Source organism: Bacillus sp. FSL R5-0512, assembly GCF_038593295.1.
Classification (GTDB): domain Bacteria; phylum Bacillota; class Bacilli; order Bacillales; family Bacillaceae; genus Bacillus; species Bacillus safensis.
Genome location: NZ_CP151982.1, coordinates 390,129 through 404,188 on the forward strand (window position 1 = coordinate 390,129; position 14,060 = coordinate 404,188).

At 46.0% G+C, this 14,060-nt stretch carries 2 protein-coding genes; both read left to right on the forward strand.

The features are described 5' to 3' along the window. The first annotated feature begins 12 nt into the window (after positions 1 to 12). A complete protein-coding gene (locus NSQ25_RS01965) occupies positions 13 to 3,849 on the forward strand; it encodes an amino acid adenylation domain-containing protein (protein WP_326136068.1) in 3,837 nt (1,278 codons plus the stop codon). A gap of 63 nt (positions 3,850 to 3,912) precedes the next feature. Further along, the gene (locus tag NSQ25_RS01970) at positions 3,913 to 14,046 is read left to right on the forward strand and encodes a non-ribosomal peptide synthetase (protein WP_326136067.1); all 10,134 of its coding nucleotides are present in this window, start codon (positions 3,913 to 3,915) and stop codon (positions 14,044 to 14,046) included. Positions 14,047 to 14,060 lie beyond the last annotated feature (14 nt).

The following is a 14,060-nucleotide window of genomic DNA, read 5'->3' on the forward strand; positions in this document are numbered from 1 at the left end:
AGGATGAAATAGATGAGTCAATTTAAAAGGGATCAAGTTCAAGACATGTATTATCTGTCACCGATGCAAGAAGGAATGCTGTTTCATACCCTCCATCATCAAGAAAAGGGCTTTTATGTAGAGCAAATGGATATGAACGTTAAGGGCACACTGCGTTATGACTTACTTGAGAAAAGCATGAATATCATCGTGGAGCGGTACGATATTTTTCGTACCGTGTTTCTCCACGAAAAAGTAAAGCGCCCTGTCCAAGTTGTACTAAAAGAACGTCCTTTTACACTTGATGTTGTGGACTTGCAAGATCTTTCTGAAGACGAACAGCTTGAACGTATAGATAAATTCAAACAACAGGATCAGCTGAGAGGATTTGACCTCTCGAAGGATTCTCTCATGCGGGCGTCTGTTTTCCAAACGGGCCCTGCCAGCTATCGCTGGATATGGAGCTATCATCATATCCTTCTGGATGGCTGGTGCTTTGGACTTGTGGTGCAGGAGTTATTTGCGATTTATCATGCACTTTTACATGACATCCCTTACAAGTTAGCGCCGGTCAAACCATATAAAGAATATATAAAGTGGCTGGAAAAACAAGATAAGCAAGCATCACTTCAATATTGGCAGCAATCATTAGCGGGGTTTGATGGACAATCGACCTTTAAAGAGCAGCGGAAACAGACGAATGAACATGAATTAGGCGAAATTGAATGGTCCATGAGCAAAGAAGAAACGGCCGCTTTATCAGAGTTAGCGCTGCAGCAAAATGCGACGTTAAGCAGTGCGCTTCAATCAGTCTGGTCGGTTCTGCTGAGCAGGTATCAGCGGTCAAATGATGTGCTGTTTGGAACAGTTGTGTCAGGACGTCCGGCAGATTTGGCTGGCGTTGACAGGATGGTTGGGTTGTTCATCAATGTCATCCCAAGAAGAATTCAGCTGACAGATCACATGACATTTCGTGCGCTCCTGTCAGAAACACAGCAGCAGTCTCTTGTAGCCGAGCCGCACCAATATATTCCGATTTATGATATTCAAGCAAAGACAGGTCAGCAGCAGCTCATTGATCATATTGTTGTGTTTGAAAATGTTCCAGCCGCAAAGAAGGACGAGCAAGAGGCACGGTTAGGGTTCACGGTGGAGGACATGAATGTCTATGAAAAATCAAACTATGATCTCAATCTGCTCGCATCGCCTGGAGAAGAATTACTATTGAAGCTTGCCTTTAACCAAAGAGCGTTTGATCCTCAATTTGTTCATAAGTTAAAGGAACAGCTCAGCCTATTGATCAATGAGGCGGTCAAGCATCCCGATCAATCGGTTCATACACTCCCACTCGTCACAAAACAGGAAAAACAGCTGATTCTTGAGGAATGGAATGCACCTGAGCTTGAGCATGACCAGCTGTATTTATCGAAATGGTTTGAGCATAATGTCCGCAAACAGCCAAATGCAGTGGCGCTATCAGCAGAAGAGCAGACGATGACATATGCCGAGCTGAATGAACAGGCCAATCGATTGGCAAGGCATTTGCAAAAAAATGGAGCCGAACATCAAACGGTCATCGCCATTTTAGCCGATCGAACGCCTGATCTCATTGTCAGTCTGCTTGCTGTTTTAAAAGCAGGCGCAGCCTATGTGCCAATCGATCCTGATTATCCAGAAAGCCGCATTCAATACATGCTTAAAGACAGCGGAGTAACGCATCTTCTGACTCACTCATCCTTTATTGGTCAGGCGAAGGGACTCGCGTTTGATGGCACGTATCTGTTTGCAGATGATCAGGAGATTTCACTAATGAGCTCAGAGAATCTGCCGCTGGAAGCAGGTTTACACGATACGGCATATATCATGTATACATCAGGCACAACAGGTCAGCCAAAAGGCATCATGACCACCCATTCCAATATTGCCCGGGTGGTCAAAAATACGAACTACTTAACCATTTCAGAAACAGATACACTGCTGTCGCTATCCAACAGCGTATTTGATGGCTTTACCTTTGATGTATATGGTGCGCTTTTAAACGGAGCAAAGCTTGTCCTGCCGAAAAAAGACACCATTTTAGATATGCACGAACTGACGGAGCTGATTAAAAGAGAAAGCATTTCTGTCATGTTTGTTCCAACTGCTTTATTTAATCTTCTTATTGATGAAGAAACTGATTGGATGCGCAGTGTGCGCAAGGTGCTGTTCGGAGGGGAACGTGCATCTGTACAGCATGTGAGAAAAGCCTTTGATGTCATGGGGAAAGGCAGACTAATCAATGTCTACGGCCCAACTGAATCAACGGTTTTCGCCACCTATTATCCTGTAGATGAAGCTCCGCCGATCGAAGCTTATTCTATTCCAATCGGAAAGCCGATTAACCAAACGGGTGCTTATATATTGAGCCAGCAAGGACAGCTTCAGCCGATTGGAATGGTCGGAGAACTTTGTCTCAGCGGCAAAGGACTTGCGAAGGGATATTTGAACCGTCCTGATCTGACAAAAGAAGCCTTTATCACACATCCATTTGCTGCGGGAGAAAGGCTGTATCGTACGGGTGATTTGGCTTATTTTCGAGCAGACGGTCTGATTGAGTATGCAGGCAGAGTGGACGATCAGGTGAAAATTCGCGGCCACCGAATTGAGCTGACAGAAATTGAAGCCCACCTTCTCATGCATCCGGGCGTAAAGCAAGCTGCCCTTATAACGGATCAGCATGGCTCGTCACAGCATACAAGACTGCTCGCTTATATGACGTGTGAGGATGAGTGGAAGGACAAAGTGGATGTGATCAAGTCAGGGCTGAAGGAGAAACTTCCGGCATACATGCAGCCTCATGAGCTGATCAGACTTGAGAAAATGCCGCTGACACCAAATGGAAAAGTTGATAAACGTCAGCTGCCAAAGCCAGAGGCGCCTCAAGGAAACCGCCATGTGAAGCTTCCGGCCAATGAGGTAGAACAAAAGCTGCTTGTCATGTGGCGTGAAGTGCTTGAACGAGATGATATCAGTACAGATGACCATTTCTTTGAGATTGGCGGACATTCTTTAAAAGCGATGTCGCTTTTATCAAAGGTGTCGAAGGAATTCGATGTTCAGGTGCCTATTCACTTGCTGTTTGAGACGCCGACAATTGAAGCCATCAGCCGTTATATTCAACAGCAGGATCATGAAGCTGCCGGCTATCTTGTATTCAATGAATCTCAAACTTCAACAGTCTTTGCTCTTCCGCCATTACCTGGCTATGGCTTTATCTATCAGGAAGCCGCCAAAACGCTTGATAGCGTTCGTTTGATCGCCTTTGACTTTATTGAAGCTAATCACCGCATGACGCAATACGTTCATCATATCCAGCACCTTCAGCCTGAAGGACCGCTGACTTTGATGGGCTACTCTGGCGGCTGCTATCTGGCCTTTGAGCTCGTTCAATCGCTTGAACAAGCAGGACGGACGGTGGAAAAGGTCATTATGATCGATTCCTATAAGAAAATTGGAGAAAGTGATTTAGAAGGACGATCCATCGATGACGATATCGCAGCGATTGTCCATCAATCAAAGCAAAGTGAACTTGCCCAAGGAGAGCTCGTTCAAGAAGCGCTTGCTCAAAAAACGAGGGCCTATTATGAAACATTTGTTAAGGGGGTGAATCAAGGAAAGATACAAGCAGATATTGATTTCATCCAATCAGAAGAGCAAATTGAGATTCCAGATTGGATGGATCATTGGGAAGAAGCGACGACCGGTGCTTATCGCTATTATCAAGGCTACGGTGAGCACGCTGACATGTTCAAAAACAAAGAATGTGCAGCTCAAAATGCCCAGCTGATCCAAAAGATAATTAATCAAAAAAATAGAGAAGCCGTTTTGTAAACTTTAGTTCAGGCAGGGGTGCATATTGGCAGCCCTGCCTGTCAAAAAAGGAAAGGAACTCATATGAAACCATCAATTATGAACGAACCAAATGTACATGAAACAATGGATACGATTTTACAAGATGTACAGAGAACCATTTTACAAACCAACGAAATCGAACGCTTCGCTGTTTTTTCTCGTGAAAAAACCATTCGACCGCGGCCATATCACCTCTCTCATTTATTTCTCGACAATCACATGGAGCAGGAGGCCGCAGCTGAATCGATACAGACGCAAACGGCTTCCCCTGCTTTAGCGGACATGCCGCCCGCCCTTTCCTATGGAGGGGATCTAGATGTTAACGCAGGAGCCCAAACCTTACAGGACGCCTTAACAGAGGCGGCAAAAACGACAAATGGTCTGACTTATATCGTCAATAGTGAGAATGAACTCACGCAATCCTACGCGCAGTTAAAGGAGGACGCTGAGCGGGTTCTGACAGGTTTGAGGGCATTAGGACTTGAACCGGGTGATCCTGTGTTCTTTCAGTTTTCATCCAATCATGCGATGGTAACAGCCTTTTGGGCGTGTGTGTTAGGCGGATTTGTTCCAACACTAGTGTCCGCTGCACCGACCTATCGGGAAATGAATGCCTCCGTGAAGAAACTTCATCATGCGTGGCACCTGCTGGAGCATCCGCTCATTTTAACAGATGACTCGCTGATTGATGAGGTGCAAGGCTTAGCTTTATTGTGGCATACAGACAAGTTACGTGTTGCAGCCGTTGAGCCGATGCTTACTTTAGCAAGAGATATAGAAGCTTATCCCGCGTCACCGGATGATTCAGTCTTTTTTATCTTAACGTCTGGAAGTACAGGGATGCCCAAATGCGTAGAACATTCTCATCGAAGCGTGCTGGCGAATGTCAAAGGAACAGTGGCAGCCAATGGGTTTACACAAGAGGATGTGTCGTTAGACTGGATGCCTTTAGATCATATTGGCGGTATTGTGATGTTTCACCTAGTCAATGTGTACACGGGCTGTGAGCAGGTTCGGGCAAGAACAGATGATTTTATCGCTCAGCCGCTGCGCTGGCTTGACTGGATGGACCGCTACCGTGCAACGAAAACATGGGCGCCTAACTTCGCATTTGCGATGATCAATGATTATGAGAAAGACATTTCGTCAGGATCTTGGGATCTTTCTGCTATGACTTGTATGATCAATGGGGCAGAAGCGGTCGTACCGAAGACAATTCACCGATTTTTACACTTGCTGGCTCCGCACGGCTTAAAGGGAGATGTCATTAGACCGGCATTCGGCATGTCTGAAATCTCTTCAGCCGTTGTCTTCTCTTTTGCGATAGAGCGGGGAGATGAAAACAGCGGGGTTCTAACCTTTGAGGAAACATCACTCACAGAGCAGCTAAGACCAGCGGAGGCACGTGAGACAGGAACCGTCAGCTTTACAGAGCTGGGAAGACCGATTCCGGGTATCACGATTCGTATCGTGAATCATCAGCATGAGCTTCTTCCCGAAGATCATATTGGCAGTGTGCAAATTAAAGGGCCGACGACAATGAAGGGCTATTACAAGAATGACGAAGCGAATCAAGAAGTCTTTCAAACAGACGGCTGGTTTCACACGGGGGATTTAGGTTTTCTGCACGAAGGAAGGCTGACATTAACCGGAAGAGAAAAAGACATGATCATCATCAACGGGAAAAATTATCACAACTATGAAATAGAAGTCATTGCAGAGGAAGTACCCGGCGTCGAAACGAGCTTTGTAGCGGCCTGTTCCGCCCGGATGGAAGCATCTGCATCCGACGAGCTGATTCTCTTTTTTACACCGAAGCTGTATGAACCTTCTTATATCATGAGGGCAAGTCAGGATATTAAATCCCATATTGCGACAAAAATGGGGCTGTCTGCATCGCGCGTGATTCCTGTCCAGAAGCATGCCTTTCCGAAAACAAGCTCTGGAAAAATAGAAAGGGCACAGCTTAAGAAGCGATGGCAGGAAGGCGAATTTGATGAAATCATCAAGGAGCTGGACATTAGACTTGAAAATGAACACACCTTGCCTGATTGGAGTTTACAAAAGGAGTGGACACCTGCTCCGCTTCATGAAGCTGAAAAACAAACAGCAGGGAACATGGTGATCTTTGCAGACACATTAGGGCTGGCAGATCAATTAAAATCCCTTTCAAGCAATGAACAAACGTATATTACGGTTGAACCGGGTCAAGCATTCACACAACTCACACATACACACTTCATCATCCACCCGAATCGGCCGTCTGACTACGAACAACTCTTTGAGACACTCCGTTCGTATGGCGTTTCGGTGAAACAAATCATTCACCTTTGGAACTACACAACTCAAGAAGACACACTTCATGCAGCGTTGGCAAAAGAAGCACAGAAAACTGGCAGCATGAGTGCCTTATATGTAACAAAAGCGATCGCTGCCTATGAGGAGCCGGTAGAGATCACCTTTGTCTCTGCTCATGCGATGAACTTGCCGGAAGATCAAACACATGATGTGGAGAAAGCAACGACAGCAGGACTGATGACAGCTGTTCAGCATGAATGGCCGTTTATCAAGGTGCGGTGTCTTGATTTTTCTCTGACAGAACCCGATGCTGGCCGTTCTCATGCATCATCGATCATGACAGAGCTCACACATGACACAAGCCATCATATCGCCGCTTATCGTGAAGGTGTTCGTTATACTCCTCTTTTAACACCGCTTCATCTAGAAAAAGAACAAAGGGTGAAGAAACCGCCATTTGAATCTTCCGGGCTTTATGTGATGACAGGCGGGCTTGGCGGCATTGGAAGAATGCTGAGTGAGCACCTGCTGACATCCTATCAAGCGCATCTTGTGCTGGTTGGAAGAAAGGCGCGAGAGGCTTTATCTGCGGAGCAGCATGACGTATTGATTTCACTTGAGAATCTAGCGGAAAAGCGCGGCGGCACCGTTCTTTATGAAAAAGTAGACATTACTGACGCAAAAGCCATTGAAACCCTGATTTCAAGACAGGAGACGGCTTTAGGCAAAAGGCTGCATGGCGTTATTCATTTCGCTGGCATCATTCAAGAAGAGCTGCTTCGTGACATGACGTCTGTTTCATTACATGCGATGTACGAAGCGAAGGTATATGGCACGATTTCGCTTCATGAAGCAGCCTCTAAACGGCACAATGTCTTATTCCTTTCCAGCTCGTCAGCTCGAACGTTAAAGGGCGGGATGACCGTTGGCGCTTATTGCGCGGCCAATGAGTTCGTTGAACAATTTGCTCATTATCAGAGGCTGACATCTACTGTAAAGCCGTATTGCTTTAGCTTTAGCATGTGGGATGAGACCGGAATGAGTGAAGGCTCAATGATCAAAGGCATGCTAAAAGAAAGAGGTTATCTCCCGATTCCAAAACGGGCGGGCATTCAAACAATGCTGGCATGCTTGATGACAGATGCTCCTCTCATTTATATCGGGCTGGATCGGTCGAAGCAGGAAATTCAAGAGATGATACAAGGGGAAATACAAACAGAGCAGGCCGTATATGTCTTTTTCAAAACCGATCAAACAAAGGCTTTTGAAGAAAGGCTGTATCAATCCATTTATACGTGTATACAGTCTCGTCTCTCAGGTGAATGTTCCGTCCATCTATATCCTGAAGAATACTGGAAAGAAACAGAGGATGGGATGCCGGACGAAGTGTATTTCAATGAATTAATAGAGGAAAGTGGACATGATTCAGAGGACAGAGCACCTCAAACTAAGACGGAGAAACTTTTGGCACATATTTGGTCCGAACTGCTTGATGTCTCAAACATCAGCTGTGGTGATCATTTCTTTTTACTCGGAGGTCATTCGCTCAAGGCAACGCAAATGCTGTCTGCTGTTAGACAGAAAACGGGATTTGACGTGCCGCTCACCGTTCTTTTTGAGCATACGAGACTTGGAGAGTTAGCGGACTGGATTGATTCACATGCCAAAGCCGATGAAGCGATTCCGATACGGAAAATAGAAAAGGGTCAGGAGCTTCCGATGTCCTATGCTCAGCAAAGACAGTGGTTTCTTTATCAATTACAGCCTGATCTGCCATTATACAATAATACGATTTCCTTTCGGATGAATGGACCTTTAGATGTAAAGGTGCTTCAGCGCAGCCTGCAGCAAATGGTGCAAAGGCATGAATCACTCAGAACATCCTTTGCAATGAACGGCGATGAACCGGTACAGATCATACATGAGCATATGACTCTTCCAGCGCTTGAGGTTGTCGATATATCAGATCTTTCATCACAGGAAGAAAAAGAACAAAAAGCGGCTGAGTGGGCGAAAAAAGAAGCGGGCACACCTTTCCGCTTAGAGCATGATGCACTTTTTCGCGCGAAACTAATTCGGCTGTCAGACACAGATCATTTGCTGCTGATGTCCATTCACCACATCGTATCAGATGGCTGGTCGATTGGCATTGCCGCAAAGGAGCTGTCCGAGTGGTATACAGCGATGATCGAAGGGAGGGAGCCTGATCTCTCACCGCTGCCGATTCAATATGCAGATTACGCACTTTGGCAGAAGGAGTATTTGACGGGAGAAACGCTTCAGAAGCAGCTTTCCTATTGGAAGGAGCAATTTGCGGTACCTGTGGAAGAGTTGATGTTGCCGTATGACTACACGCGTCCGGCCGTTCAATCCTATAGGGGAAAAACGAAAAAATACCGCTTGTCGAAGCCGTTGTCTGACCAGTTGGCTGCTCTTTCTCAGAAAACAGACAGCACCCTTTATATGACATTACTTTCGGCTTTCTCTACTTTGCTGCATCGATTGTCTTCACAGGATGAGTTTGTCATTGGATCCGTCATTGCCGGGAGAAATCGGACGGAGATGGAGCAGCTCATCGGCTTTTTCGTGAATACACTGGCACTTCGGATTGATCATAGCGGCAATCCAGCTTTCACAGAGCTATTAGAGCGAGTGAAGGAAACAACAATGGGCGCCTATGCGCATCAGGATGTGCCGTTTGAGATGGTGGTAGATGAGCTGAATATTGTACGTGAGGCTGGCAAGCAGCCGCTGTTTCAGGTCATGTTTGTTCTGCAAAACCTGCCCCTTGAAGCTTCTCCGATGGGTGAGGTGACATCCGTTTTAGCCATTGAAGATAATGATACGGCCAAATTCGATCTATCCCTGTTTGTTTTTGAAGGAGCGGAGGGTCTTCAAGTAAAACTGGAGTATGATGCAGACTTATTTTCTGACGACACGATGGAACGGTTCCTTCGTTACTACGAGCAGCTGCTTGCGTGTATTTGTGAAAATCCAGCACAGCCAATCAGACAAATGAATTACCTGCCAGAGAAAGAGAGGGATCAGCTGCTCTATGAATGGAGCGGCAACACAGAACAACCAGTAGGCCCGCTTCTCATCACAGAACGGTTTGAAGCGCAGGTGAAAAAGACACCTCATGCGATCGCCCTCGAATCTGGGGAAAAACAGTGGACGTATCAGGAGTTACAAGAGAAAGTCGATCGGCTTGCTGCTTATCTGCAGCAGCGAGGAGTGAAGCCGCATGAACCAGTAGGGCTTCTAATTGACAGGTCGCCTGAAATGATTTTTGGGGTGCTGGCGATTGTGAAAGCAGGCGGGGCCTACGTCCCAATTGATCCTGAATATCCAGATGCACGCATTGATTATATGCTGAGGGATACAGGTATTCAGCTGTTACTGACAAAAAATGAATGGCTGAAACAAGTCTCAATCAGTCAAACCGAGCTCATTTGTCTTGATCAGGGGTATGAAGAGTTTTTATCAGAGGCAGAACTCAAGTCTGCTGCTTTAAAACCTGATGGACTCGCTTATATCAATTACACATCAGGATCAACCGGTCAGCCAAAAGGAGTTTTAATTCCGCATCAAGCGGTCATCCGGCTTGTATGTGAAACAGATTATGTCACCCTTAATGAACAAACGCGTATTTTGCAAATCGCGAGCTTTTCCTTTGATGCCTTTACGTATGAAATATGGGGAGCCCTGCTCAACGGCGGAAGGCTGATACTGACCGATCGAAATACGATCTTATCAATGGATACACTGGCTGATACGCTGACATCTTACAAGATCACAACAGGATTTCTGACAGTACCGCTGTTTAACCGATTAACAGAGGAACATCCAGAAGCTTTATCTGGATTCGATGCCTTATTGGTCGGTGGTGATGCTTTGTCAGCTGCTCATATCCGTAAAGCGCTGCCGTATTTACCTGAAGGCCTATTAAACGGCTATGGACCAACTGAGAATACGACGTTCTCCTGTGTGCATCACATTCGGGCAGTGGATGAGGGGCAGACTTCGGTTCCTATCGGTCAGCCAATTGCGTATTCACAGGCCTATGTACTAGACGACCAGCTGCAGCCGGTTCCGCAAGGTGTCATTGGAGAGATCTACGTAGGCGGTACAGGGCTTGCACTCGGATACCTTGGAGATGAAGAAAAAACATCGCAATCATTTATCCCGCATCCTTTCCAAGAAGGAGCGCGTTTATATAAAACAGGCGATATGGGCCGCTGGCTGCCAAACGGCATCATCGACTGCCTTGGAAGAATTGATCATCAAGTAAAAATTCGCGGACACCGCGTCGAATGCGGAGAAATTGAAGCCGCCATGCTGCGCTTTGAAGACATCATAGAATGTGCGGTCATTCCGCATCAGCATGAGAGTGGTCACAAGCGATTGATCGGTTATTTTGTCCAAAAGGGCAGCATGACCACGCAAGACATTCGTTATCAATTAAAAGAAATACTGCCAGATTATATGGTGCCAAGCCTATTAATAGAGCTGGAGGAACTCCCGCTCACGGCAAATGGCAAGGTAGACCAAAAACGTCTCCCGCCGCCAGAGTGGAGACAGGAAGAAGTGGACATACCGGCTGACAGGGCACTCAGTGAGGAAGAACGCTTACTGGAAAAAGTGTGGACTCAGCTGCTCGGTACGCCTTCGATTGGCGTACATGATAACTACTTTGAGCTTGGCGGGGATTCGATTATTGTCATACAAATGATGGCGCGCTTAGCACAGGAAGGCTACGTCATTCAGCCGAGAGATGTATTTGAAAAACAGACGATTTCACAGCTGGCACTCGCTATGAAAAGGTCAGATGCTGCTGCGTCCTATGATCAATCGCCTGTCACAGGAGATGTTCGTCTGCTTCCAATCCAATCATGGTTCTTTGAGCAATCAATGACAAACCAAGATTATTGGAATTTATCAGCGCATATGGAATTCAAGCAATCTATACAGCTAAAGCAGCTGACACAGGTTCTCTCAAAAATTGTCGATCATCACGATATGCTGAGAGCGATGTATACAAAAACAGCAGATGGATCATGGATTCAAACCATTCGTGCGCCTGGCATCACCCCTTGTGTCACCTTCTTTGATTTGACGAGTGTTTCTCATGAGGAAGCGCTGGAACAAATTCGCATGGAGACCGCCGCTTGTCAAGAAACGTTGTCATTAGAGCGGGGAGAAGTAATCAAAGCCATTCTTTTTCACACAAGTGATGGTACGTCTGAACTCTTTATCGCTGCCCATCATCTTGTGATGGATGGAATCTCATGGCGCATCATACAAGAAGACCTATTAAATGGACTGAAGCAGCTTGCGGCAGGGCAGGAAATCGCGCTTGCAAAGAAAACTGCGTCCTATCAGCAGTGGGCAGATGCTCTTTATGAATACGCACAAACCGATCAATTACAAGAGCAGGTTCCTTTTTGGCAAAAGATCACGAGCCAAGAGGAAGAGGGTTCTCCTTTTCAAACCCCTGCACTTTTCAATATAGAAGAACATGCAGAGATCCTGTCTATTCAATTGACGAAGAATCAAACAGATATTTTACTAAGGCAGGCATCACAAGCGTACCGAACAGAGGTAAACGATTTACTCTTATCAGGACTCACGCAAGCCGTTGGAAAGCCGCTGCTCATAACGTTAGAAGGGCACGGACGCGAGGATTTATTTGAACAGATGGATTTGTCACGAACAGTCGGATGGTTTACAAGCTCTTATCCTATTTTTATTCCTTTTATTCAAACCGATATTGAGAGACAAATCAAAGATGTCAAAGAAACCTTAAGAGCTGTGCCGCAAAAGGGAATCGGCTATGGCTTGCTTCAATACATGACAGCATCTCGTTTACTCAAAAAGGCAGCGCCGCAGATGAGCTTTAATTATCTTGGACAGTTAGATCAAATAGACGGTGAAGCACATCTTTATTTAGCAGATGAACGAAATGGACTTGTACATGATCCAAAAGCAGAAAGACAGCATTTGATCGATGTGTACGGATATGTTGTGAACGGTCAGCTTCAGATGAATTTTATGATCCATCGGGAACTGCTTCAGTATGAAGAGGTGCGCTTGTTACCTGAACGGTTCAAAGAAAAAATGGAGGATATTCTGACGCATTGTGTAGAGACAAAAGGCGGCTTTACGCCATCTGATTTTCCAATGGTTCAGCTGACGCAAAAGCAAATCGATGAGCTTCCAGATGGTGTAGTGGATGTGTATCCACTATCTCCAATGCAGCAAGGGATGCTGTTTCATGCATTATTAGATCAAGCGTCACAGGCGTATTTTGGTCAAGTGCATATGACACTCGAAGGCTTAACGGACGGCGCAGCCTATGAAAAGGCCTGGAATCTGCTTGTGGAGCGTCATTCGATTTTGCGGACAACATTTGCTTGGGAAGGGCTAAAGGAGCCTGTTCAGTTGATTCAATTAGAAGGAAGTATTCAGCTCACTCAGCACGATGTGCGCCACCTGAGTGAAACGGATCAGAAGGAAGCCATTCAGCAATATTTGCAAACAGATCGGTCAAAGGATTTCAAACTAGAAGATACGGATGAACCGCTGATTCGTATTGCTTTATTCCATCGTGATAAAAACACATGCACGTTTGTTTTTAGCTTTCATCATATTTTAATCGATGGCTGGAGCTTGTTCAGCTTTATTGAAGAATCCTTTTCTTTGTATCGCTCTCTTGTGGATGAACGGGAGGTGGATCTTCCTGCTGTACGTCCATATAAAGATTTTATCGAGTGGCTGCAAAAGCAGGATCAAGAGAAGGCGCTAGAGTTCTGGAAAGGTTATATGTCAGGAGTAGAGGAGGCTACACCGCTTCCAGGAGACGGCGGGCATGCTTCGGATCAAGAAGCAGGTGTTGATCAGCTAAGTATCAAACTAACGCCCGAGATGCAGCAGAAACTCGAAGAGATGACAGGCACGCAGAAGGTGACAATGAGCACCCTGATTCAGACAGCATGGGGGCTGCTTTTGCATCTTCATTCAGGATCTGAGGATGTCGTGTTCGGAGTGACAGTATCAGGACGGCCGGCGGATTTACCACAGGTTGAAAGCATGACAGGGCTCTTTATAAACACATTGCCGCTCCGTTTGCCGATCACGCCAGAGTGGAGCATTTCCAAGTTGCTGGCACATACACAGGACACAGTTTTTCAGATGCGGGAATTCGAATATACCGTACTGCCGGATATTCAGCAGCTGACCCACATTCCGAATGGAGATTCATTGTTTAACAGTATTGTCGTGTTTGAAAACTATCCGATTGAATCTATTGAGCCATACGGTGTACGCATTTTAGACATTGAGAGTCATGAAGAAACGAACTATGACCTGACCCTTGTGGCAGTTCCGGGAGAGACGCTGGAGCTGCGGGTCACATACCGCTTCAATCAATATACAGAAAAGCAAATACAATCGCTGATGCAGCAGCTGATCCACACACTTGAAGCGATGACAGAACAAATGGAGACACCCCTCTCTTCCTTCACGATCGTCACGAATGAAGAAAAAGAGCGGATGATCACCGATTGGGCGAAAAATGCACAAGTCAGCGTGCTGTACCCAGATCAAGAAGAGGTCTATTCAGGTGTGCATGATCCTTCCTGTGAAACGGAAATATATGTCCTGAGCGAAGCGCATCAGCTCATGCCGGTAGGATTTCCTGGAGATATTTTTATCGGTGCAAAGGACATCAAAGCACTTTGCGGGGAGCTTGCCGATTGGATGGAGACGCATAAAATTCTGCACCCATTCAAACATCAAACTGGCGAATACCTCTATCCGACAGGGGATGTCGGCGTTTGGACTGAAGAAAACAAGATTCAGATTTTGGATTGGATGTAGGAGGAGAAGAAACG